At 72.6% G+C, this 23351-nt stretch carries 24 protein-coding genes and 1 riboswitch; of the genes, 9 read left to right on the top strand and 15 right to left on the bottom strand.

All coding sequences use genetic code 11. The features are described from left to right. Positions 1–12 precede the first annotated feature (12 nt). Positions 13–633 (top strand): class I SAM-dependent methyltransferase, encoded by a 621-nt coding sequence (locus tag OO60_RS09020; protein WP_003091065.1) that lies wholly within the window; start codon positions 13–15, stop codon positions 631–633. Here OO60_RS09020 and OO60_RS09015 read toward each other — a convergent pair. Together OO60_RS09015 and OO60_RS09010 are read right to left on the bottom strand one after the other, a co-directional pair. Next, positions 630–1004 carry a VOC family protein gene (locus OO60_RS09015; RefSeq protein ID WP_003091062.1) on the bottom strand — a complete coding sequence of 125 codons (375 nt, stop codon included), beginning with the start codon at positions 1002–1004 and terminating at the stop codon, positions 630–632. The two genes, OO60_RS09020 and OO60_RS09015, sit on opposite strands and share 4 nt — an antisense overlap. Positions 1005–1027: 23 nt before the next feature. Next, entirely contained in the window at positions 1028–1891 is an 864-nt protein-coding gene (locus OO60_RS09010; RefSeq protein WP_003091060.1) for an EamA family transporter, read from the bottom strand. A gap of 313 nt (positions 1892–2204) precedes the next feature. Between OO60_RS09010 and rpsT the strand changes: the two genes are divergently transcribed. Beyond that, positions 2205–2465 (top strand): 30S ribosomal protein S20, encoded by a 261-nt coding sequence (gene rpsT, locus OO60_RS09005; RefSeq protein WP_003091058.1) that lies wholly within the window; start codon positions 2205–2207, stop codon positions 2463–2465. Positions 2466–3009: 544 nt separating this feature from the next. Here rpsT and holA read toward each other — a convergent pair. Then, a complete protein-coding gene (holA, locus tag OO60_RS09000) occupies positions 3010–3990 on the bottom strand; it encodes a DNA polymerase III subunit delta (protein ID WP_033261178.1) in 981 nt (326 codons plus the stop codon). A 146-nt stretch (positions 3991–4136) separates the two neighbouring features. Further along, positions 4137–4270: riboswitch (SAM riboswitch) on the top strand. A 13-nt stretch (positions 4271–4283) separates the two neighbouring features. Between holA and thrC the strand changes: the two genes are divergently transcribed. After that, the gene (gene thrC / locus OO60_RS08995) at positions 4284–5549 is read left to right on the top strand and encodes a threonine synthase (protein ID WP_033261177.1); all 1266 of its coding nucleotides are present in this window, start codon (positions 4284–4286) and stop codon (positions 5547–5549) included. Between the two features lie 38 nt (positions 5550–5587). On the opposite strand, the gene OO60_RS08990 is transcribed toward thrC, so the two are convergent. The 7 genes from OO60_RS08990 to nadD form a co-directional block, all read right to left on the bottom strand. Beyond that, complete coding sequence (locus tag OO60_RS08990; RefSeq protein ID WP_033261176.1) at positions 5588–7960, bottom strand: ComEC/Rec2 family competence protein; 2373 nt, start codon at positions 7958–7960, stop codon at positions 5588–5590. 208 nt (positions 7961–8168) lie between these two features. Further along, entirely contained in the window at positions 8169–8882 is a 714-nt protein-coding gene (locus tag OO60_RS08985; RefSeq protein ID WP_033261175.1) for a ComEA family DNA-binding protein, read from the bottom strand. Positions 8883–8984: 102 nt separating this feature from the next. Next, positions 8985–9890 carry a DegV family protein gene (locus OO60_RS08980; RefSeq protein ID WP_003067097.1) on the bottom strand — a complete coding sequence of 302 codons (906 nt, stop codon included), beginning with the start codon at positions 9888–9890 and terminating at the stop codon, positions 8985–8987. A gap of 4 nt (positions 9891–9894) precedes the next feature. Then, positions 9895–10623, bottom strand: coding sequence for a diglucosylglycerate octanoyltransferase (gene octT, locus OO60_RS08975; RefSeq protein ID WP_003067099.1), 729 nt, complete (start codon positions 10621–10623; stop codon positions 9895–9897). A gap of 3 nt (positions 10624–10626) precedes the next feature. Next, positions 10627–11241, bottom strand: a complete 615-nt coding sequence (locus OO60_RS08970) for a histidine phosphatase family protein (protein WP_033261174.1) — start codon at positions 11239–11241, stop codon at positions 10627–10629. Continuing rightward, on the bottom strand, positions 11238–11633 hold the full coding sequence (gene rsfS, locus OO60_RS08965) for a ribosome silencing factor (RefSeq protein ID WP_003067112.1): 396 nt from the start codon (positions 11631–11633) through the stop codon (positions 11238–11240). The genes OO60_RS08970 and rsfS overlap by 4 nt, the downstream gene beginning before the upstream one ends. 60 nt (positions 11634–11693) lie before the next feature. After that, positions 11694–12263 (bottom strand): nicotinate-nucleotide adenylyltransferase, encoded by a 570-nt coding sequence (gene nadD, locus OO60_RS08960; RefSeq protein WP_003067114.1) that lies wholly within the window; start codon positions 12261–12263, stop codon positions 11694–11696. Between the two features lie 190 nt (positions 12264–12453). Here nadD and OO60_RS08955 point away from each other — a divergent pair, with 190 nt between their 5' ends. The 5 genes from OO60_RS08955 to OO60_RS08935 all read left to right on the top strand — a co-directional run bounded on the left by OO60_RS08955 (position 12454) and on the right by OO60_RS08935 (position 18423). Beyond that, on the top strand, positions 12454–14565 hold the full coding sequence (locus tag OO60_RS08955) for a RecQ family ATP-dependent DNA helicase (RefSeq protein WP_003067115.1): 2112 nt from the start codon (positions 12454–12456) through the stop codon (positions 14563–14565). A 96-nt stretch (positions 14566–14661) separates the two neighbouring features. Further along, positions 14662–15948, top strand: a complete 1287-nt coding sequence (locus OO60_RS08950) for an MFS transporter (RefSeq protein ID WP_033261173.1) — start codon at positions 14662–14664, stop codon at positions 15946–15948. A 70-nt stretch (positions 15949–16018) separates the two neighbouring features. Further along, complete coding sequence (gene argS / locus OO60_RS08945) at positions 16019–17743, top strand: arginine--tRNA ligase (protein WP_003067117.1); 1725 nt, start codon at positions 16019–16021, stop codon at positions 17741–17743. 12 nt (positions 17744–17755) lie between these two features. After that, the gene (locus tag OO60_RS08940; protein WP_003067118.1) at positions 17756–18142 is read left to right on the top strand and encodes a PPOX class F420-dependent oxidoreductase; all 387 of its coding nucleotides are present in this window, start codon (positions 17756–17758) and stop codon (positions 18140–18142) included. Continuing rightward, positions 18139–18423 carry a putative quinol monooxygenase gene (locus OO60_RS08935; protein ID WP_003067119.1) on the top strand — a complete coding sequence of 95 codons (285 nt, stop codon included), beginning with the start codon at positions 18139–18141 and terminating at the stop codon, positions 18421–18423. The genes OO60_RS08940 and OO60_RS08935 overlap by 4 nt, the downstream gene beginning before the upstream one ends. On the opposite strand, the gene OO60_RS08930 is transcribed toward OO60_RS08935, so the two are convergent. Beyond that, on the bottom strand, positions 18393–18992 hold the full coding sequence (locus OO60_RS08930) for a TetR/AcrR family transcriptional regulator (RefSeq protein WP_003067120.1): 600 nt from the start codon (positions 18990–18992) through the stop codon (positions 18393–18395). The two genes, OO60_RS08935 and OO60_RS08930, sit on opposite strands and share 31 nt — an antisense overlap. Before the next feature lie 62 nt (positions 18993–19054). Here OO60_RS08930 and OO60_RS08925 point away from each other — a divergent pair, with 62 nt between their 5' ends. Continuing rightward, positions 19055–19768 (top strand): SDR family oxidoreductase, encoded by a 714-nt coding sequence (locus OO60_RS08925; protein ID WP_003067123.1) that lies wholly within the window; start codon positions 19055–19057, stop codon positions 19766–19768. A gap of 204 nt (positions 19769–19972) precedes the next feature. Here OO60_RS08925 and proB read toward each other — a convergent pair whose 3' ends face one another. The 4 genes from proB to rplU all read right to left on the bottom strand — a co-directional run bounded on the left by proB (position 19973) and on the right by rplU (position 23250). Then, a complete protein-coding gene (proB, locus tag OO60_RS08920) occupies positions 19973–21082 on the bottom strand; it encodes a glutamate 5-kinase (RefSeq protein ID WP_003067125.1) in 1110 nt (369 codons plus the stop codon). Next, a complete protein-coding gene (gene obgE / locus OO60_RS08915) occupies positions 21079–22533 on the bottom strand; it encodes a GTPase ObgE (RefSeq protein WP_003067127.1) in 1455 nt (484 codons plus the stop codon). The genes proB and obgE overlap by 4 nt, the downstream gene beginning before the upstream one ends. A gap of 106 nt (positions 22534–22639) precedes the next feature. Continuing rightward, a complete protein-coding gene (gene rpmA, locus OO60_RS08910) occupies positions 22640–22897 on the bottom strand; it encodes a 50S ribosomal protein L27 (protein WP_003067129.1) in 258 nt (85 codons plus the stop codon). A gap of 38 nt (positions 22898–22935) precedes the next feature. Continuing rightward, positions 22936–23250 carry a 50S ribosomal protein L21 gene (gene rplU, locus OO60_RS08905; protein WP_003067132.1) on the bottom strand — a complete coding sequence of 105 codons (315 nt, stop codon included), beginning with the start codon at positions 23248–23250 and terminating at the stop codon, positions 22936–22938. Positions 23251–23351 lie beyond the last annotated feature (101 nt).

Here is a 23351-nt window from a genome sequence, read left to right as displayed (position 1 = left end):
TGCCCTCGAAGTATGAGCACTCCGCACCAGCCGGCCCCGCCTCCCCAGCCGGATCCAGGCGGCCTCGCCCGCGTCCTCGACCGGGCCTTCGGTCACCCGTCCGGCGCGCTCGGCCGCCTCGGCGGCTGGGTGATGGCGAGGGGCAACGCCGCCACCGAACACCGCATCGTCGACCTGGCGAAGATCGAGCCGCACGAGACCGTCCTGGTCGTCGGGCCCGGCCCGGGCGTCGGCCTGGAAGCCGCCGCCCGGCTGGCCGGGCGCACCGTCGGCGTCGACCCCTCCCCCGAGATGCTCGGGCTCTGCCACGAGCGCTGCGGCGACCGCGCCGAGCTGCGCGAAGGGTCGGCCGCGCACACCGGCGAGCCCGGCGCGTCCGTCGACGTCGTGCTGACCGTGAACAACGTCATGCTGTGGGACGACCGCGCGGCGGGGTTCGCCGAGCTGTTCCGGGTGCTGCGCCCCGGCGGCCGGCTGCTGCTGTCCGCGCACGAGAAGTGGCTGCCCGTGAGCAGGCACGTCCTCGCCGACGAAGCCGCCGCAGCGGGCTTCACCGACCTGCAGACGTGGACCTGGGAGCCGCCGGGCTTCGCGGCGCTCGCGGCGCAGCTGCGCGCCGGCAAGCCCGCCTAGCGGGTGTCCGTACGGATCGGGTGGCCCTCGGGCACCTCGACCAGCACGATCCGCGTGCCGTCCGGATCGGCGATCCAGGCTTCGTCGAGGCCCCAGGGCTCGCGCTGCGCGTCCCGCACCGGCTCCAGGCCCTTGGCCTTCAGGCCGGCCAGGGTGCCGTCGAGGTCCCGCACCTGCAGCCAGAGCACCAGATCGGGCGACGCGCCCGTCTCGCCGCGGCCGGAGACCTCGAGGGAGCCGTGGCCGAGGAAGAACACCGTGCCGCCCGGGAACTCCCGCTCCACAGCCAGGCCGAGGGTGTCGCGGTAGAACGCCGTGGACGCGGCGGCGTCCCGCGGGCGGATCAGCACCCGGCTCTTCAGGATCTCCATCCGACCATCCCTACCGGACGGGCTCAGGCGGCCGCAATCGCGGCGATGCCGGACAGCACGATCACGGCCCCGGCCAGCCGCCGCCCGGCGTCGCGTTCGCCCAGCACCAGCCACGCGGCGAGGCTGCCGAGCACGATGCTCAGCTCCCGGGCGGGCGCGACCAGGCTGACCGGCGCCGTGGTGAGGGCGACCAGCACGAGGACGTAGGCGACCGGCGACAGCACGGCGACGACGAGGACCTCACGGCGCTGCTCGCGCCAGATCCGCCGCACTTCGGCGCGACCGGCCAGCGCACCGGGCACGAGCAGCACGCTCTGCAGGATCGAGCCGAGGCCGAAGTAGACGACCGGCGGGACACCGAGGCCGGTCACGGAGTGCGCGTCCCAGAGCGTGTACCCGGCGATGACGGCGCCGGTCAGGAGGCCGTAGAAGACACCGGCCTTCACCGCGCGCGGGTCTCCGGCCCGGCGGCCGGTGCTGATCACCAGCACCCCGGCGACGACCAGGAAGGCCCCGGCCAGTCCCAGCGGGCCGGGGCGTTCCCCGAGCACGAGGACGGCGGCCAGCACGGACAGCAGCGGCCCGGTCCCGCGCGCGACGGGGTAGACGATGGAGAGGTCGCCGACGCGGTACCCGCGTTGCAGCACGATGCCGTAGGCGATGTGCAGGACCGAGGTGACGACGGCGGCGACCAGCCAGCTCCACTGTGGACGCTGCTGTTCCACGGCGAGCAGCACGCCGGTGACCGGCAGCAGCAGGACGGCGGAGGCGGTGTAGTAGAGCCAGACGAACTGGGTGCCCCCGGAGGTGACCCGCTTGGCGGCGAGGTTCCACCCGGCGTGCACGACGGCGGCGGCGAGGACGAGGGACAAGGCGGTGGTGTTCACGGGACCCTTCCGGGTTTTCGCGCGCGCGAAAACCGGGTCCTCCAGGCTTTTGCCCCGTCAGATGAACGGCGAGCCGTCCGGGCCCGCCGACGGTGCCGCTCGGACCAGCCCCGCCGACCCTGGTTGTGGGCGTTCCTGCGGACCGGCGACGGAACCCTAGGCACTACCGCCGCCCACCGTACTCGGCCTGCTGACCCGGCTGTTAGAGTGGACGCTCGCTGCCCGTGCGGCATTCCGTCATGGAGGAAACCCGGTATTTCCGGGGCCACTTCAGCGCGGCGGCGATCTCACCGAGTGAAACAGGAGTTGCCCTATGGCCAACATCAAGTCGCAGATCAAGCGCATCACGACGAACGAGAAGGCGCGTCAGCGCAACCAGGCGATTCGGTCCTCGGTGAAGACCGCGATCCGCAAGGTCCGCGAAGCCGCCGAGGCCGGCGACAAGGCCAAGGCCACGGAGCTGCAGCGCGACGCCGCCCAGAAGCTGGACAAGGCGGTCTCGAAGGGCGTCATCCACGCCAACCAGGCCGCGAACAAGAAGTCGGCGCTGGCGAAGCGCGTCAACGCGCTCTGAGCTGGTTGATTTCCGGGAAGGCCCCGGCTTCGGCCGGGGCTTTCTTCATGTCCGGGTTCGGCGCACGCTCGGCGATCGGCAGCGGGATGTGTGGTGGGCGGCTCGCGGGCATTAGCGGCCACCTGTTGCGGGGGTCAGGTGGCCCCGCTGCCGTAGTCGCCTGGCGGTCCGCCCAGCGGCGGTCCCGCTCCGGCCGGAACCGCTCAGCGAGCCTGCCGAGCGGCGGTCGCCCGCCGCTGCAACCGCCCGGCGACGGTCGCCGTCGGCCACAGCCGCCCAGCGGCCCCGCCCAGCGACGGTTGCCCTCAGCCGCAATCGTCCAGCGGCCCCGCCCAGCGGCGATCGCCCGCCGCTGCAGCCGCCCAGCGACGGTCGCCCTCAGCCGCAACCGTCCAGCGGCCCCCGCCAGACGGCGCTCGCCCGCCGCTGCAGCCGCCCGGCGACGGTCGCCCTCAGCCACAGCCGCCCCGCCGCAGCCGCCTGGTGGCCTGCCCGCCTGGTGGTCGCCCTCCGCCGCGGCCGTCCGGTGGCACCTTCCGTCCGCTCAGCGGTCGCCCTTCGCCGCGGCCACCTCGAGGACCGCGCGCTCCAGGGCGTAGCCCGGGTCCGCCGCTACGCCCTTGACCTCGGCGTTCAGCCGCGCGACCACGCGCATCGCCGTCGCGAGGCCGTCCGGGTTCCAGCCTCGGGACTGGCCCTGTGCCTTGCGGATCTTCCACGGTGGCATTCCCAGCTCGCCCGCCAGCTGGTTCGGGTTGCCGCGGCCGGCGCCCGAAACCCGGGCGATCGTGCGGACCGCGTCGGCCAGTGCGTCGGCGACCAGGACGTGCGGGACCCCCAGCTGCATCGCCCAGCGCAGGGACTCCAGCGCCGCCGCGCGGTCGCCGCCGACCGCCTTCTCCGCCACCGCGAACCCGGTCACGTCGGCGCGGCCGCGGTGGTAGCGGCGGACCGCCTCGGCGTCGACCGCGCCGCCCGTGTCCGCGACCAGCTGCGTCGCCGCTGAGGAGAGTTCGCGCAGGTCCGAGCCGACCGCGTCGATCAGCGCCGCGACCCCGGCCGGGTCGATCTTGCCGCCCACCCGGCGCACCTCGTGGCGCACGAACTGCTCGCGCTCGGCCGGCTTGGTCAGCTTCGGGCACTCCGTGATCTCGGCCCCGGCCTTCTTCAGCGCCGCCGGGAGCGACTTGCCCGCCTTGCTGCGGCCGCCGCCGGTGTGCACGACGACGAGCACGACCCCGTCCGCCGGGTCCTTCAGGTAGGACGCGACGGCGTCGGCCAGCTCCTGCGAGATGTCCTGGGCCGACTCGAGGACGATCACCCGGCCTTCGCTGAACAGCGAGGGGCTGACCAGTTCGGCCAGCTCGGGGGCTGTGAGATCGGACACCCGGACCCGGGTCAGCTCCGCCGTCGGGTCCGTCGCGCGGGCGGCCGCGAGCGTCTCGCGGACGGCCCGCTCGATCAGCAGTTCTTCCTCGCCCAGGACCAGGTGCAGCGGGGCCGGGGCGGTGGCTTGCGCGGTCACCCCGGAATCTTCTCACTTGCGCTGTCGTGCCCCCGCTCCGGTGATGTCGGGCGGCCACCATGGCACGGGCCGAGCGCGATGTCGTACGGTGTAGCCGAGGCAGCCGCCCCGGAAGATCCGGTGTGCGCGCTCCGACAACCGAATACCGCTCATCCAGAGGGGCAGAGGGAACGGCCCGACGAAGCCCCGGCAACCGGCGTACAGCCTGTCATCCCGCGATCGCGGGGTAGCTGACGACCACGGTGCCAATTCCGGCCCGCTTCGGCGGGGCAGATGAGGAAAGGAACCTCGCGATGACCGCAACCCTCGGCACGACCTCCACCACGAAGACCCCGGATCTCGGTCCCGCCGTCGAACTGGTGTCGAAGGAAGAGGGCCACCGGCAGCCGCTCGCCCCGGAGTTCGTTTCCGCCGAAGACTTCTCGCCGCTCGAGGTCGCCTACGACTTCGGTCGCGTCCGCCGCGAGGACATCGAGGCGGGCCCCAAGAACATCTGGCGCTACAAGAAGCTCCTCCCGGTTCCGTCCAACGTCGAAGAGATCCCGAACACCGAGCCCGGCGCGACCCGCCTGGTCCGCGCCGACCGCCTCGCCAAGGAACTCGGCCTCAAGCGCGTGTGGGTCAAGGACGACACCGGAAACCCGACGCACTCGTTCAAGGACCGCGTTGTTGCGGTCGCTCTGGCCGCCGCCCGCGAGTTCGGGTTCGAGGTGCTCGCGTGTCCGTCGACCGGCAACCTGGCCAACGCGACGGCCGCCGCCGCGGCCCGCGCCGGCTGGCGGTCGGTCGTGCTGATCCCCAAGACCCTCGAGCGCGCCAAGATCCTCACCACCGCGGTGTACGACGGCGACCTCCTCGCCATCGACGGCAACTACGACGACGTCAACCGCCTCGCCACCGAGCTCGCGGGCGAGCACCCGAAGTGGGCGTTCGTCAACGTGAACGTCCGGCCGTACTACTCGGAAGGCTCGAAGACGCTGGCCTTCGAGGTCGCCGAGCAGCTCGGCTGGCGCATCCCGCCGCAGATCGTCGTCCCGATCGCCTCCGGTTCGCAGCTGACCAAGGTGGACAAGGGTTTCCGCGAGCTGGGCCAGCTCGGCCTGGTGGAAGCCAGCCCGTACAAGGTCTTCGGCGCCCAGGCGACCGGCTGCTCGCCGGTGTCGGCGGCCTTCCGCGAAGGCCACGACGTGGTCCAGCCGGTGAAGCCGGACACCATCGCCCGTTCGCTGGCGATCGGCAACCCGGCCGACGGCCCGTACGTGCTCGACATCGTCAACCGCACCGGCGGCGCGATCGAGGACGTGTCCGACGAAGAGGTCGTCGAGGGCATCCGCCTGCTGGCCCGCACCGAGGGCATCTTCACCGAGACGGCAGGCGGGGTCACGGTCGCCACGGCGAAGAAGCTGGTCGAGACGGGCAAGCTGGACCCGGACGCGGAGACGGTCCTCCTCATCACCGGCGACGGCCTCAAGACCCTGGACGCGATCGAGAACCACGTCGGCCCGAAGGCGACGCTGCCGCCGTCGGCCGCCGCGGTGAACGAGGCCCTCGGCTACTGAGCTGCCGGCCGGGGCGGGCGGTGGCCCGCCCCGGCCACTCAGCGCCTCGGCGGGCCACGGGGCTCGCCGCGGCGGGCGATGGCCGCTCCGGCGACCACCGCGGTGTCGCCGTCGACGTCGGTGCGGGTCACCCGGGCGCCGAGCGCGGCCAAAGTGTCCAATGTGGACTTGTTCGGATGACCGTAGGTGTTGCCCGCGCCCACGCTGACCATGGCCACCCGGGGTGCCACCGCCGCGAGGAACGACGGCAGTGAGTACCTCGAGCCGTGGTGGGGGACCTTCAGCACCTCCGCTCTCAAGTCGCCGATGTCCGCCAGCAGGTCCGCCTGCGCCGCCAGCTCGACGTCGCCGGTCAGCAGGATCCGGCCCGCCGGGGTGTCCGCGCGCAGCACCACGGAACTGTTGTTGATCGTGGTGCCGTCCTGCTGCCCGGGCGAGTGCGACGGCACGTACCGCGGGCCGAGCACGTCCAGGGACAGGCCGGGCCACTCCAGCCGCTCCCCCGGGCTCAGTTCCACCAGCGGCACCGCCTGCCGGGCGGCCTCCGCGGCGACCTGCCGCCACGCCCACTCCGGCGCGCGGCCCGGTCCGACGGCGATTCCGCCCACCGCCCGGCCGTCGAAGACCGACGTGAGGCCGCCGATGTGGTCGGCGTGCAGGTGGCTCAGCACCAGCAGCGGGATCCGGTCGACGCCGAGCCGGTTCAGGCACTCGTCGACCGGGCCCGGCTCGGGTCCGGTGTCGACCACGACCGCGCGGCCGGGCGACGCGGTCGCCAGCACGACCGCGTCACCCTGACCGACGTCGCACTCGACCGCCGCCCAGTTCCGCGGTGGCCAGCCCGGGGCCAGCACCTTCACCGGCACGAACACCAGCAATGCCCCGACGACGAGCACCGCCATGAGCACCCGCACCCGCCGGTGCCGGGCCGCGAGCACCAGCACGCCGAGGACGGCGGCGGCGAGGAGCCCGCCCAGCCAGCCGCCGGGCCAGGTGATGACCGCGCCCGGGGCCCGTGCGCCGTGCCGGGCCACGGTGATCAGCCACCGGGCCTCGGGATCGGCCAGGTGCACCAGGACCTTCCCGGCGCCCGGCCACCACGGTCCGGTGAGCGTCGCGAGCACGCCGAGCACCGTCGCCGGAGCCACCACGGGCGCGGCGAGGATGTTGGCCAACACCGAAACCAGGCTCACCGAGCCCGCCATACCGGCGAGCACGGGCGCCGTGACGAGGAAGGCCGCCAGCGGGATCGCCAGCCCGTCCGCGAAGCCCGGCGGGACCCCGCGGCGGACCAGCGCACCGGCCCAGCGGGGCGCGAGCAGGACGAGCCCGGCGGTGGCGCAGACCGACAGCGCGAACCCGAAGTCCGTGGCCATCGCCGGATCCGCCACCACCAGCAGGCACACCGCGAACGCGAGCGCGGGCAGCGCCGACCCCCGCCGTCCCAGCGCCAGAGCCAGCAACGCCACGGCCGCCATGACGCCCGCCCGGAGCACGCTCGGCTCCGGGCCGACCAGGACGAGGAAGCCGGCCAGGCACGCGCCGGCGGCCGTCGCCGACAACCGGGGCCCGAGGCGGAGCAGCCGTAGGAGGAGCAGCACCGCCCCGCAGACGACCGCGAGGTTCCCGCCGCTGACCGCGGTGAGGTGCGCGAGGCCCGCGGTGACGAACTCCTGCTCGACGCGCGGCGACAGCGCGCTCGTGTCACCCAGCACGAGCCCCGGCAGCAGGCCCGCGGGTTCGTCGGGCAGGACCTGGCACAGGTCGTGCAGACCGGTGCGCAGCCCGGCCGCCGCCCGCTGCCACCACGGCGCCGGGCCGGGTTCGCCCGGCGGTCCGCGCACGGACAGCACCGCGACGGTCAGGTCGGAGCCGCGTGGCGGCATCAGCAGGCCCGTCACGGCCACTTCTTTGCCTGGCAGCAGTGAAGCCCACTGCGCGACCGGCGCCAGCAGCAGGACGCGCCCGGACGACGGGACCGGCCGTCCGTCGGCCGACGCCGTGAGCACGTCGGCCGCGAGCACGACCGACCGGGCGCCGGCCTGCCGGTCGGCGTACCCGGCGCTGCGCACGGGCTTCGGTCGTTCGGCGACGGCGACCCGCAACGTTGCGGGCAGCCCTTCGGCGGCGACGGCGCGGAGTTCGTCCTGCTGCGCGTCGCGGATCCGCCATGCGACCGGTCCGGCGGCGAGCAGTCCCAGCGTCAGGAGGGCCGCTGCCGCACTGCGGGCCCGGGGGCGGTCGCGGACTCGCCAGAGCACCAGCGCGGCGAGCGCGGCCGATGTGAGGCCGGTCGCGAGGGCTGCCCACCAGCCGAGCAGGAGGCCGGTCAGGGCGGCGAGCCAGCAGGCCAGTGCGGCCGGGACCAGGCGCATGTCCTGCCGGGTGTCGACCACGGGGAGGGTGCTCATCCGGCCACCACCTGCTTGTGGCGGTGATCGGACTCGCGCCGGGCAACCGAGCGGGTTGCGGGACTGCAGGAGAAGGCCCGGCGATCGGCCGACCCGACGGACCGGAACCAGGCAACAATCTCCCGCCGACCGCAGCGACCGGCCCGGAGATCGGCGACCCGCCCGGAAGCAGGGCGCCCTGACCGGCGCCGGCGACGTGGCAAGGTGCTCATCCGACCGTCACCTGCTCTCGCAGGCGTTCGAACTTGCTTTCTCCTATCCCGTCGACATCGCGCAGTTGCTCGACCTTCGCGAAACCGCCGTGGTCGGTGCGCCACTGGACTATCCGCTTGGCCGTCACCTCGCCGACGCCGGGGAGCGTGTCCAGCTGGTCCGGGGTGGCCGTGTTCAGGTCGACCTTGCCGGGGCCCGACGGGGCGCCGGGGGCCGCGGCGGGTGGCGGGACGCCGACCGCCAGCTGCTCGCCGTCCGCTACCTTGCGGGCCAGGTTCAGCGGGCCGAGGTCCGCTCCCGGCTCGGGGCCGCCCGCTGCGCGCAGCACGTCCGCCACCCGCGCGCCCTGGGGGACCGTGATCAAGCCCGGCGAGCGGACGCGGCCGATCACGCTGACCACGAGACCGGCGGGCGGCGCCGAGCGTGCCTCCGCCGCCGGTTTCGCGCTCGGCAGTGCGGGCGGGGGCTCGGGCGGCGGGCTGCCGCCGGCGAGTGCGACCGCGCCGAGGACGATCACCACGACCGCCGCGAGGACGCCGGCCAGCGCCCATCGGCGGCGCGCGGGGCCGGCCGGGCCGCCCGGCAGCCAGCGCCGGAGCAGCCGGCCGCCGGGCCCGACCGTGCTCTCGTCGGGCGAGAGCTGGTCGGCCAGCCAGGAGAGCCGGTCGTTGACGGGAGGGCCCGGATCCCGGGCGGTCTGCTCGAACACACGATCGACGTTAGGGCCCGCGGGGAGCGTCCGACAGGGGTGCCGCCGCGACCTGTGGACAACCGGGGTGTTGTGGACGGATTCCCGGGGCCGGCGCCGGGATCAGGCGTTTTCGTCGTACCCGGGTGGCATGCTGGCGGGTTCGGCGCGCCCGTTCCCCGGCGGGACCGTGCGCTGGACGACCACGCCCAGCACCCCCGGCCCGGTGTGCGCCCCGATCACCGCGCCCAGCTCGGAGACCACGCAGCCCGCCGAGCGCGGCACGGCCTCTTCCAGCCGGTTCGCCAGTTCGACCGCCCGTTCCGGCGACGCGAGGTGGTGGACGGCGAGCTCGACGTCGTGGTCATCCGCGGCCGCGGCGGCCAGCTCGACCAGCCGCGCGATCGCCCGGTTCATCGTGCGGACCTTCTCCAGCGGCAGGATCCGGCCGTCGGACATGTGCAGCACCGGTTTGACCGCCAGCGCCGTGCCGAGCAGCGCCGCCGCCGGGCCGATCCGGCCGCCGCGGCGCAGGTGGTCGAGCGTTTCCACGACGAACAACGTCGACGAGCAGCCGGCCGCGGTCACCGCGGCGGCCTCGACGGCGGCCGCCGAAGCTCCGGCGGAGGCGGCCGAAGCGGCGTGCAGCGCGGCGAACCCGAGGCCCATCGCGGTGGTCCGCGAATCCACGACGCGGACCCGGTCCGGCCCCACTTCCTGGGCCGCCAGCACCGCCGCTTCCCAGGTGCCCGACAGCTCGCGGGACAGGTGCACCGACACGATCGCGTCCGCGCCGTCCGCGAACGCCGCTCGGTACTCCTCCGCGAACTCGGTGGGGGTCGGCCGCGAGGTCGTGACGATCTTCCGCTGCTTCATCGCCTCCGCGACCGCCGCCGGCCCGGTCTCGACGCCGTCCAGCGAAACCACGCCGTCGACCAGGACGTGCAGCGGCACCACCCGGACCGCGTGCCGTTCGGCGAAGCCCTCCGGCAGGTGGGCGGTGGAATCCGTGACTACGGCGACCGACACGCCGTCAGCCTACGTGCCGGGAGGCCAGCACCGGCGCGATCAACACGGACATCGCCTCGCCCACCGCGGCGTGTCCCGGCCAGCCCCAGTGCATGCCGTCCGGGTTGCCCGCGCCGCTGAGCACGTGCTCGCCCACGACGGCTTCGAGGTCCAGCAGCGGAACCCCGGCCCGGGCACCCCACGCCGCCATCGCGGCCGCCGCGGCCGGGCGCGCGGTGTGCACGCCGCCGTAGGCCGCCGCGCGGTGCACCGACGGCAGCATGCCGAAGATCGGCAGCCCGGGCCGCAGGACGCGCAGCGCGCCCACGGCGGTGTCGAGGTACTGGACGGTGAGTTTGGCCGGCAGCACCGCGGGCCGGCCGCGGAAAGCGACCGAAAGCCGCGGTTGCGCCGCGAGATACGCCTTGCGGACGACGCGCCGCACCGGGTCGGGCCGCAGGTAGCGCAGCCCGGTGCGCAGGTAGGTCGGCAGCGGCGAGGGCAGCGTGTCCATGCTGCCGATCGCGAACACCACGGCGTCGACGTGGTGCAGGTCGGCCCAGACGCGCGGGTCGCCGGTCAGCGACCACCAGGCGTCCCGGGCGTTCCAGCCGATGCCGGCGACCAGGTCGGCGGAGCCACCGAGCGCGGCGGCCGCGACGTTCGGCCACAGCCGCGGCTCGTCCGCGGCGCAGGGTCCTTCGGGACCGTGAAAGCTCAGCGAATCGCCGAACACCAGCAGGCGCGGCCCCATCGGCTAGCCGTGCATCCCCGCGTTGTAGGCGTTCAGCCGCCACTTCCCGTCGCGGCGGCCCAGCTCGACCCAGTGGCAGTTCGAGATGCCGCCGAGCGACGGCCAGATCGCGACCGGCAGGTTCAGCAGCCGCGCGGTGAGCGCGATGATCAGCCCGCCGTGCGCGGCCAGCAGCACGGTCTCGCCCGCGTCGGAGTTGGCCTGCTGCAGGTCGGCGACGACTTCGCTCGCGCGGTCGGCGACGTCGACGCGGTTCTCGCCGCCCGGCGGTGCCCAGGTCGCGTCGGTGCGCCAGCGGTCGCGTTCACCGGGGTAGGCCTTGTCGACCTCCTCGCCGGTGAGTCCCTGCCACTCGCCGAGGTGCGTCTCGCGCAGCCGCTTGTCGATCCGCAGGGGAACGCCGATGGCGTCGGTGAGCACGGTGGCGGTGTCGGTGGCGCGGCGCAGGTCGGAGGCGATGACGAGGTCCGGGGAGAAGCGGGCCAGCGCGGGCACCGCGAACCGGGCCTGGTTCCAGCCGCGCGGGGTCAGCGCGGAGTCCAGGTGACCCTGCATCCGCCCGGCGGCGTTGTAGTCCGTCTCGCCGTGACGCCAGAGCACCAGCCGCCGCGGGCTCACGGGACGTCCGGGTCCTCGTCGGCGGGTGGCTCCTCGAGTCCGGCCACCTCGATGCGCGGGCAGTCCTTCCAGAGCCGCTCGAGGCCGTAGAACGTGCGCTCTTCGACGTGCTGGACGTGCACGACGACGTCGACGTAGTCGAGCAGCACCCACCGCCCTTCGCGGGCGCCTTCGCGGCGGACCGGCTTGTGGCCGCTCTCCCGCAGTTTTTCCTCGACGTTGTCCACGATCGCGCCGACCAGGCGCTCGTTGGACGCGGAGGCGATGACGAAGGCGTCGGTGATGACGAGCTGTTCGGACACGTCCAGCACGACGACGTCGCTGGCCTTCTTGTCCGCCGCCGCGTGGGCGGCCGCTACGGCCAGCTCTCGAGCCTCGGACGTGGCTGCCACGGTGCTCCTTTTCCGGATCGGGTTCGCCCGAGAAGGGTACCCGCAGGCCCGAGCGGCCGTTCAGTCGCTCTTCCGGTACAGGTCCTTCTTGGCGATGTAGCGGACGACGCCGTCGGGAACGAGGTACCAGACGGGCTCCCCGCGCTCGACCCGGTCGCGGCAGCCGGTGGACGAAATGGCCATCGCGGTGACCTCGACGAGGCTGACCTTTCCGCTGGGCAGGTGGTGCGAGTTGAGCCGGTAGCCGGGCCGGGTGACGCCGATGAAGTGCGCGAAGTCGAACAGCTCGTCGGCCTTGTGCCAGGTCAGGATCTGTTCGAGCGCGTCGGCGCCGGTGATGAAGAAGAGCTCGTCTTCGGGGTACTCGGCGTGCAGGTCGCGCAAGGTGTCGACGGTGTAGGTCTGGCCGCCGCGGTCGATGTCGACGCGGCTGACCGAGAAGACCGGGTTCGACGCGGTCGCGATCACCGTCATCAGGTAGCGGTCCTCGGCCTTGGTCACTTCGCGGTCGGTCTTCTGCCACGGCTGCCCGGTGGGGACGAAGATCACCTCGTCGAGCCCGAACCGGGACTGGACCTCGCTGGCCGCGACGAGGTGGCCGTGGTGCACGGGGTCGAAGGTGCCGCCCATGACCCCGATCCGCCGTGGTGACATGACCGGAGAGCCTATACAGCCGGCGCCCGCGCGGCCCGGTGCTCTTCGCCACGCTGCCCACAATTGAGTGATCTAGCTCACATTACGGCCCGTATCGGTCGCGAACGCTCCGTTCGCGACGGTTCCGATTCCCGATCTGTCGGTGTCATGGGGTAGACGTGGGGACGTGGACACGACCAGCACCGCCTCAGCCCTCCGCGACCGAGCCGAGACCCTCCTCCGGGCCCTGGCCGGCGACTCGGCGAAGCTGCGCGAAGACCAGTGGACGGCCATCGAGGCCCTGGTCGCGCAGCGGCGCCGCGCGCTGGTCGTGCAACGCACCGGGTGGGGCAAGTCGGCGGTGTACTTCCTGGCCACGGCGTTGCTGCGGGAACAGGGCAGCGGCCCGACGGTCATCGTCTCGCCGCTGCTCGCCCTGATGCGCAACCAGATCTCGGCGGCGGCGCGGGCCGGGATCCACGCGGCGACGATGAACTCCGCGAACCCGCAGGAATGGGACCAGGTCCAGGCGTCGGTCGCGGCCGGCGAGGTGGACGTCCTGCTGGTCAGCCCGGAACGGCTGAACAACCCGGACTTCCGCGACAACGTGCTGCCCAAGCTGACCGCGAGCACCGGCCTGCTGGTGGTCGACGAGGCACACTGCATTTCGGACTGGGGCCACGACTTCCGGCCGGACTACCGGCGGCTGCGCACACTGCTGGGCGATCTCCCGGACGGCGTGCCGGTGCTGGCGACGACGGCGACCGCGAACGACCGCGTGGTCACCGACGTCGCCGAGCAACTGGGCCTCGGCACCGGCGCGGACACGCTGGTGCTGCGCGGCAGCCTCGACCGGGAGAGCCTGAGGCTGTCGGTATGCCGGCTGCCGACGTCGCAGGCGCGCCTGGCCTGGCTCGCGGAGCACCTGGCCGAGCTGCCCGGTTCCGGAATCATCTACTGCCTGACCGTGGCGGCGGCGCACGACGTCGCGTCGCTGCTGAAGGACCGCGGCTACCCGGTGGCGGCCTACACCGGCAAGACGGACCCGGCCGACCGGCAGGCGGCCGAGGACGACCTGCTCGGCAACCGGGTCAAGGCCCTGGTCGCGACGTCCGCGCTGGGCATGGGGTTCGACAAGCCGGACCTCGGGTTCGTGGTGCACCTCGGCGCGCCGTCGTCGCCGATCGCGTACTACCAGCAGGTCGGCCGCGCCGGGCGTGGCGTGGAGCGCGCCGAGGTCGTCCTGCTGCCCGGCGAGGAGGACAAGGCGATCTGGGCGTACTTCGGGTCGCTGGCCTTCCCGGACGAGCTGCGGGTGACGCAGGTGCTGAACACCCTCTCCTACGCCGACCGTCCCCTGTCGACGGCCGCGCTCGAACCGTCGGTCGAGCTTTCCCGGTCACGGCTGGAAATGGTGCTCAAGGTGCTGGACGTCGACGGCGCGGTCCGGCGGGTCAAGGGCGGCTGGACGAGCACGGGCGAAGACTGGCAGTACGACCGCGGGCGGTACCAGCGGGTCGCGCAGGCCCGTGACCGCGAGCAGGAGGCGATGCTCGGCTACCTCGCGACCGGGGGCTGCCGGATGGAGTACCTGCGGCGCCAGCTCGACGATCCCGAGGCGGTGCCGTGCGGCCGGTGCGACAACTGCACCGGACAGCACTGGGACACGACGGTGGCCGACGAGGTCGTCGACGCGACCCGGGAGCGGCTGCAACGGCCCGGCGTCGAAGTGGCGCCGCGGAAGCAGTGGCCCACCGGGATGTCCTCTTTGGACGTTCCGGTGTCCGGCCGGATCTCGGCCGACGACCAGGCCGAGCCGGGCCAGGTGCTCGGGCGGCTCACCGACGTCGGCTGGGGCAACCGGCTGCGGGAGCTCGTCGGCCCGCAGGCGGTGGACGCCGAGGTGCCGGACTCGGTGTTCAAGGCGTGCGTACAGGTGCTGGCCGGGTGGCAGTGGGCGCAACGGCCGGTCGCGGTGGTCGCCGTCCCGTCGGAGACGCGGCCGCAGCTGGTGTACAGCCTGGCGACGCGCCTGGCCGAGATCGGCAGGCTGGAGTTCCTCGGCGCGCTCGACGCCGAGGGGCCGCCCCCGCGACAGGCGAACAGCGCGCAGCGGCTGGCCGACCTGTGGCGGCGGTTGAGCATGCCGGCCGACCTCGCGGGTGTGCTGCCGTCCGGGCCGGTGCTGCTGGTGGACGACGTCATCGACACCGGCTGGACGATGACGCTGGCCGCACGGCTGCTGCGCCGGGCCGGCGCACCCGCAGTCCTGCCGTTCGCACTGGCCAGCACGGCCTGAGGGGAGGAGACCAGGAAACCGGGCAGTCAGGATCTTTCGCACCGCGAACGGATGTGGCAAAGTCCCGTTCCACCTTCGGGGGACGTGGAGGCCGCCATGACCGATTCCGCCGTCCAGGTGCCGCAGCGCCACCGGCTGCCGGTGCGCAAGCTGTTCGCGGCGAGCGCCGGGAACGCGCTGGAGTGGTTCGACTGGACGATCTACGCGACGTTCAGCATCTACTTCGCCAGTGCGTTCTTCCCCGCCGGGAACGACACGCTCGCCCTGATCAACACGTTCGCGACCTACGCGCTCGCGTTCTTCTTCCGCCCGCTGGGCGGGGTGCTGCTCGGGCGGTTCGCGGACACGCGCGGCCGGAAGCCGGCCATGATCCTCACCATCCTGCTCATGGCGGGCGGGTCGGTGGCGATCGGGCTGCTGCCGACGTTCGCGCAGGTCGGGTGGCTCGCGCCGATCCTGCTGCTGCTCGCGCGCGTCGCACAGGGGCTGTCGCTGGGCGGCGAGGTGTCGAACGCGTCGGCCTACCTGGGCGAGATCGCGCCGCCGGAGCGGCGCGGCCGGTACTCGGCGTTCTTCTACATCTCGACCGGGTCGGCGGTGCTGGTCGCGACCGTGCTCGGGTTCGTGCTGGCCCGGACGCTGGACAAGGCGCAGCTCGTGTCGTGGGGCTGGCGGCTGCCGTTCCTGCTCGGCGGCGTCTTCGGCCTGGTCGGGCTGTGGCTGCGCCGCAGCCTCGCCGAGACCGAGCTGTTCGAGCAGACCAAGACCAAGGCGCGCAAGATCGAACGGCCGCTGCTGACCACGCTGACCCACCACCCGAAGGCCGTCGGCAGGCTCGTCGGCTTCACGATGCTGTCGACCCTCTGCTACTACACGTTCTTCAGCGCGCTCACCTCCTTCGCGGTGAAGAACCGGCACGCGGACGCGGACGCCGTCTTCCTCGCGCTGTCGGTCGGGACGGCGTTGTTCATCGCGCTGCAGTACCCGATGGGCGCGCTCGCCGACCGGGCCGGGCGGAAGCCGCAGCTGCTGGTCTGGTCCGGGGCCACCGCGGTGGTCGTCGTGCCGCTGTCCACTTTGATCGGCCCGAACGTCGGCGGGCTGCTCGTGGTGTTCTGCGTCGGGCTCGGGCTGTACACCGCCATGACGTCGATCGCGCCGGCCATCATGAGCGAGCTGTTCCCCACCGAGCTGCGCGGGCTGGGCATCGGGGCCTGGTACAACCTGACCGTCGCGATCTTCGGCGGCACCGCTCCCCTGCTCATCACCCTGTTCGGGACGGTGTCGCAGACGCTCTACTTCTGGTACGTCGCCGCGGGGGCCGCGATCGCGTTCGCCGTCATCCTCACGCTGCCGGAGACCAAGGGCAGCAAGCTGCGGTAAACCCTTCGTCACCGGCCGGTCACGCTCGCTACGCTGCGGGCTTCCAGACCTGAGCCGAAGGAGGGACACCGTGCAGCAGACCGCCGACGTTACCGAGGAGCTGGCGCGCCGCGTGGTGACCGCCGCCGGCCGGGCACTCGATGTCGACCTGACGCCGGAGCAGGCGCTGGTCCAGGCGTCACCACGCGACGGCGTCGACTTCCAGGCCAACCTCGCGATGAGCCTCGGCAAGCAGCTCGGCCGGCCGCCGCGCGAGGTCGCCGGGCTGATCGCCGGGGCGCTGGAGCTCGGCGGGATCGCCGATCCGCCCGAGGTCGCCGGGCCGGGCTTCCTGAACTTCGTGCTGTGCAAGGAATGGCTGGAGGCGCGCACCGGCGCGCTGCTCGGCGATCCGCGTCTGGGCGTGCCGGAAACCGCCGCGCCGCGGCGGATCGCGCTCGACTACAGCAGCCCGAACGTGGCCAAGGAAATGCACGCCGGGCACCTGCGCTCGTCCGTGATCGGCGACGCGCTCGCCCGCCTGCTGCGGTTCGCCGGGCACGAAGTGCTGCCGCACAACCACCTCGGCGACTGGGGCACGCCGTTCGGCATGCTCATCGAGCACCTCCTCGACGTCTCCGCCGGGCAACGCACGATCGCCGACCTCGACGCCTTCTACCGCGAAGCGCGGCAGAAGTTCGACAGCGACGAGGCGTTCGCGACGCGGGCGCGCACCCGCGTCGTCAAGCTGCAGAGCGGGGACGAAGACACCCTCGCCGTCTGGCAGGAACTCGTCGACGAGTCGACCCGGCACTTCAACGCGGTCTACGCACTGCTCGGGATTTCCCTGACCGACAACGACATCTACGGCGAAAGCTTCTACAATCTGTACCTCGCCGCCGTGGTCGACGACCTCGAGAAGGCCGGGCTGACCGAAGTCAGCGACGGCGCGATCTGCGTGTTTCCCGAAGGGTTCCGCAACCGCGAGGGCGACCGCTTGCCGCTGATCGTCCGCAAGCGCGACGGCGGTTACGGGTATGCCGCCACGGATCTGGCGACCGTCCGGTACTGGACGTCGGAGCGTGGCGCGACCGACCTGCTCTACGTCGTCGGGGCGCCCCAGGCGCAGCACTTCGCGATGGTGTTCGCCGCCTGCCGCGCGGCGGGCTGGCTGACCGGGCACGCCGAGCACATCGGCTTCGGCACGGTGCTGGGCGCGGACGGCAAGGCCATGCGGACCCGGGCCGGCGAGACCGTCAAGCTGGCCGACCTGCTCACCGAAGCCGTGACGCAGGCCGCCGCGGTCGTCGCCGAACGCAGTGAGCTCGACGCCGCGGGCCAGGCCGAGGTCGCCCGGGCGGTGGGCATCGGCGCGGTCAAGTACGCGGACCTGTCCGGTGATCGCGAACGCGACTACGTCTTCGCGTGGGATCGGATGCTGGCCAAGGAGGGCAACACGTCGGTGTACCTGCAGTACGCGCACGCGCGGACGCAGTCGATCCTCCAGAAGGCGGGCGGGGTGCCCGACGGCGCGGGGATCCTGCTGGAGGCGCCCGCGGAACGAGCGTTGGCCCTGAAGCTGCTCAGGTTGGGCGAAGCGGTGAAGGCCGCAACCAGTGCGTACGCGCCGCACAAGCTGTGTACGTATCTCTACGAAACGGCCGTGGCGTTTTCCCGGTTCTACGACGATTGTCCGGTCCTGAAGGCGCCTTCGCCGTCGCTGCGCGCGTCACGGCTGAGGTTGACTACGCTGACGTCGAACACGCTTGCGCTCGGGCTTTCCCTGCTCGGCATCGAAGCGCCCGACCAGCTCTAGCGGGAGACCACTGTGGAACTGCCCGGCGACCTGCTCGCGCTGCTGCGCGGCCCCAGCCTCTGCTTCCTGTCGACGCTGATGCCCGATGGCTCGCCGCAGCTCACCCAGACCTGGGTGGACACCGACGGCACGCACATCCTCGTCAACACCGTGCTGGGCCACCAGAAGCAGCGCAACATCGCGCGTGACCCGCGGGTGGCGCTGAACGTCGCCGACCGCGAACGGCCGTCGCGCTACTACGCGGTCCGCGGGCAGGTCGTCGACATGACCGAGGACGGCGCGGTCGAGCACATCGAGGAGCTGGCGCAGCGCTACCTCGGCGGCCCGTACCCGTGGTGGGGCGGCCGCGACCAGACTCGGCTGCTGCTCACGATCAAAGCGGACCGGATCGCGTCGTGATCATCGTCGCCGGCTGGCTCGCCGTGGCTCCCGAAGACCGGGCCGCCTACCTCGACAGCTGCGCCGAAGCCGTCCGGCTCGCGCGGGAGGCGCCCGGGTGCCTGGAGTACGCGCTGGGCGCCGACCTGCTCGACCCCGGCCGGATCACGGTGTACGAGCGCTGGGAGTCCGATGCGGACCTCGAGCGGTTCCGCGGGTCCGGGCCGTCGGGCGAGCAGGCGGCGCGGATCCTCGACGCGTCGGTGGCCCGCTACCGGATTTCGGCGGTCGAGGCACCGTGATCCGCCAGTAGCGTCACCAGTTCACCGGCCAGGCCGCGGCCGATCGGCTCCCGCGTCGCGAGGAGCCGGTACCAGAGCGTGCCGAAGACGACGTCGATGACCGTGCCGGGAGCGACGCCCGCGGGCAGTTCGCCGCGCTCGCGGGCGCGGTCGACGAGCGTGCCCAGTGCTTCGCGGCGGCGGTACAGGAAGTCTTCGCGGAACCGCTTGCCGAACTCCGGGTCGAGCTGCGCCTGCGCCATCAGCGCCCGCAGCGTGTCCGAGACCTGGTTCTTGTCCCCCAGCTCGAACGTGCTGTCCAGGAAGTGCCCGAGGTCGGCGCGGAACGAGCCCGCGTCGGGGATCGGGATCTGCAGGTCGGCCTTCGTCGCGAGCGCGTCGAGGAGGACGTCGGCCTTCGACGGCCACCAGCGGTAGATCGTCTGCTTGCCGACGCCCGAACGCGCCGCGATGCCCTCGATGGTCAGAGCGCCGTAGCCGGCCTCCGCGACGAGGTCGAGCGTTGCGGCGAGGATCGCCAGCCGGCTGTGCTCGCTGCGCTTGCGGCCGGGGCGGGACTGGTCGGTCATGGGATCCGATGGTAGCGTCGAATTCGAAACGAGACGTACCGGTTCGAAATGGGGAACAAGACATGAGCATCGCTCTCGTGGCCGGCGGCACCTCGGGCATCGGCCTGGCGACCGCGCGACGGCTGCAGCAGCGCGGGTACGACGTCCACGTCACCGGACGCGGCAAGGAGCGCCTCGACGACGTCGCTTCGAGCGACCCGGAGCTGACCGGGCACCAGGCCGACGGCGGCGACGCCGAGGCGATGGCTGCGCTGGCCGGGACGCTGGGGACGGTCGACGTGCTGGTGGTGAGCCTGTCCGGCGCCGAAGGGATGGGGCCGATCGACGCGCTGGACCTCGCGGTGCTGCGGCGGGCGTTCGACGCGAAATTCTGGGCGCACCTGACGACGATCCAGGCGGTGCTGCCGCACCTGGCCGCGGACGGGTCGATCACGCTGCTCAGCGCGATCACGGCCCGGGCGGCGATGGCGGGCACGGCGGGGATCGGGGCGCTGAACGCGGCGATCGAAGCGCTGGTCAAGCCGCTGGCGGTGGAGCTGGCGCCGCGGCGGGTGAACGCGGTGTCGCCGGGCGTGGTCGACACGGCGTGGTGGAGCGGCTTCCCGGCGGAGATGCGCGAAGGGTTCTTCGCGCAGACGGCGGCTTCGATCCCGGCCCGCCGGGTGGCGACGGCGGACGACGTGGCAGAGGTGGTGACGCTGGCGGCGACGAACCGGAACCTGACGGGAACGGTCCTGGAGGCCGACGGCGGCGCCCGCCTGGTCTCCCTGGGCTGAGCCCCCGAGAGCGCCGACCGCCGGGCCTCACCGTGCTCGAAGGGGCATCAAGCGTGATTGGAAGGGCATCACACGTGATTGGAGGGGCGACACGCGTGATTGGAGGGGCATCACGGTGATGCCTCGGGAATCACGGGTGATTCCCCTTGGCGCACGGGTGATGCCCGGCTGATCACAGGTGATTCCCCTTGGCGCACGCCGGGGTCAGCGGCGGAGGGGGACGAGGTCGTCGGCGTGGACGACCTCTCTCCGTTGCTCCTCCGGGAGTTCCGGTGTTGAGCGACCGATCAGGTCCGGGAGCTCGGTTGCGTCGAAGGCGACCACTCCGCGGGCCACCGGGCGGTCCTTCGCGTCCACCAGGTCGACCACGTCGCCGGCCTGGAACTCGCCGTCGATGCCCGTGATGCCCGCCGCCAGCAGGGACCGGCGGCGGCGGACCACCGCCGTCACCGCGCCGTCGTCGAGGCGGAGCTTGCCCGTCGTGTCCGCCGCGTAGCCCAGCCAGAACCTGCGGGCCGACAGGCGGGTGTCCGCCGGGGCGAACGCCGTGCCCGGGGACGCCGAGGTCAGCGCCGCCGAGGCTTCCGAAGCTGCGGCCAGCAGGACCGGGATGCCCGCGCCCGCCGCCGTGCGGGCGGCCGCCAGTTTGGACACCATGCCGCCCGTGCCGAGGCCCGAGCTGGACATGCCGACCGAAATGCCGTCCACATCGGACTCCGAGAGGACCTCGGTCAGCTTGCGGGTCGCGCCGCTGCGGGGGTCGCCGTCGTACAGACCGTCCACATCGGACAGCAGGAGCAGCGCGTCCGCGCCGATCAGGTGGGCCACCAGGGCCGCCAGGCGGTCGTTGTCGCCGAAGCGGATTTCCTCGGTCGCCACCGTGTCGTTCTCGTTGACCACTGGGACCGCGCCCAGCGCCAGCAGCCGCGAAAACGTCCGCTGGGCGTTGCGGTAGTGCGACCGGCGGACGACGTCGTCGGAGGTCAGCAGGACCTGGCCGACCGTCAGCGAGTACCGCCCGAACGACTCGGCGTACGCGTGCGCCAGCGCCAGCTGGCCGACGCTCGCCGCCGCCTGCTGCGTCGCCAGGTCGCGCGGCCGCTTGCCCAGCGAGAGCGGGGCCAGGCCGGCGCCGATCGCACCCGAGGACACCAGCACGATCTGCGTTTCGCGGGCGACGCGCTCGGCGATCGCGTCCACCAGCGCGTCCAGGCGGGCCACGTCGAGCCCGCTGCCCGCCGTCGTCAGCGCCGACGAGCCGACCTTGACCACCAACCGGCGCGCGGCAGCGATCGCTTCGCGAGTGCCGCTCACGCGTCGAGGTCCAGGTCGTCGTCCTCGCCGGAGCCCGCGCGCCGGATCCGGCGGGCCTCCTTGCGCTCGGCCGCGCCGATCCGGTCGGTGCGCTCCAGCCGGACGTCGGTGCCGCGCCCGGACAGGTGCACCGCCACCGAAGGCGTCGACGGCTCCCATTCGAACTGGACGTCGCCGATCGTGACCGGGCTCCCGGGCTGCGCGCCGAGCTTCGCCAGCTCGTCCTCGACGCCGAGGCGGTTGAGCCGGTCGGCGAGGTAGCCGACGGCCTCGTCGTTGGCGAAGTCGGTCTGGCGGATCCACCGCTCCGGCCGTGCGCCGCGGACGACGAACGCGCCCTCTTCCTCGGGGTCGAGGCTGACGGTGAAGCCCGAGTCGTCGACGGCGAGCGGCCGCAGGACGATCTTCTCCGGCTCCAGCACCGGCTGTGCCTCGCGGTACTTCTCGACGATCGAGGCCAGCGCGAACGTCAGCTCGCGCAACCCCTTGCGCGACGCCGTCGAAACCTCGAACACCTGCAGGCCGCGGGCCTCGAAGTCGGGGCGGACGAACTCGGCGAGCTCGGCGGCCTCCGGGACGTCGATCTTGTTGAGGACGACCACGCGCGGCCGTTCTTCGAGCTTTCCGCCGAGACTCGGCGTGTACTTCGCGAGCTCCGCCTCCAGAGCGTCCACATCGGACAGTGGATCGCGGCCGGGCTCCAGTGTCGCGCAGTCGACGACGTGCACCAGCACCGCGCAGCGCTCGATGTGGCGGAGGAAGTCCAGGCCCAGGCCCTTGCCCTCGGACGCGCCGGGGATGAGGCCGGGCACGTCGGCCATCGTGAACACCGTGTCGCCGCCGGTGATGACGCCGAGGTTCGGCACCAGCGTGGTGAACGGGTAGTCGGCGATCTTCGGCTTGGCCGCGGACAGCACCGAGATCAGCGACGACTTGCCCGCGGACGGGAACCCGAGCAGGCCGACGTCGGCGACCGACCGCAGCTCCAGCGTCAGGTCGCGGCTTTCGCCCGGCTCGCCCAGCAGCGCGAACCCGGGCGCCTTGCGCGCCTTCGACGCCAGCGCGGCATTGCCGAGGCCACCGCGGCCGCCCTGCGCGGCGACGAACGTGGTGCCGGGGCCGATCAGGTCGGCGACCATCTCGCCGTCCTCGGTGAACACGACGGTGCCGGACGGCACCTTCATCACCAGCGTCTCCCCCGCCGCGCCCGCGCGGTTGCCGCCCTGGCCCATCTTGCCGCTGCCGGCCTTGGCGTGCGGCCGGAAGTGGAAGTCGAGCAGGGTGTGCACGTTGGGGTCGACGACCAGCAGGACGTCACCGCCGTTGCCGCCGTTGCCGCCGTCGGGGCCGCCGAGGGGCTTGAACTTCTCGCGGTGCACCGAGGCACAGCCGTTGCCCCCGTCACCGGCGGTCAGGTGGATGACCGCGCGGTCCACGAACCGGGACGCCATGACTCTGCCTCACTTCACTCAACGAAAAGGGTACTGACAAACAAACGAGGGGTGGCGCCGGATATTCCGGCCCCACCCCTCGTCAGAGGTCTAGACAGAAGCCGAATCAGGCTTCCGACGGCACGATGTTGACCGTCTTGCGGCCGCGCTTCTCGCCGAACTGGACCGCACCGGCGGCCAGGGCGAACAGCGTGTCGTCGCCGCCACGGCCGACGTTGACGCCGGGGTGGAACTTGGTGCCGCGCTGGCGGATCAGGATCTCGCCGGCGTTGACTTCCTGGCCGCCGTAGCGCTTGACGCCGAGGCGCTGCGCGTTCGAGTCACGACCGTTGCGGGAGCTGGATGCACCCTTCTTGTGAGCCATAGCTCAGTCCTCTTTCTTACTAAGATCCGGAAAAGTTCTTACAGCGAGATGGCGGTGACCTCGACGCGGGTCAGCTTCTGCCGGTGACCCTGGCGCTTGTGGTAGCCCGTCTTGTTCTTGAACTTGTGGATCCGGATCTTCGGACCCTTGGTCTGCTCGACGACCTTGCCGGTGACCGAGACCTTCGCCAGCGCGTCGGCGTCCGTGGTGACATCGCCACCGTCGACGTACAAAACGGCGGGGAGGATGTGCTCGGTGCCCGGCTCGCCCTCGAGCTTCTCGACCTCGACGACGTCGCCGACGGCCACCTTGTACTGCTTGCCGCCGGTCTTGACGATCGCGTACGCCGACACGGAAGTCTCCTGCATTACTCGACAATGGGTGGGGGCTCCGCGCGATCGGCCCACCTGGTGGAACGGGCGGTCCTGGACTCGCGCAGGCGACCTGCTCTGGT

Source organism: Amycolatopsis vancoresmycina (genome assembly GCF_000716785.1).
Taxonomy (GTDB): Bacteria; Actinomycetota; Actinomycetes; order Mycobacteriales; family Pseudonocardiaceae; genus Amycolatopsis; species Amycolatopsis vancoresmycina.
Note: the sequence above shows the minus strand (reverse complement) of the source record. Positions and strands in the feature narration are given on the sequence as shown.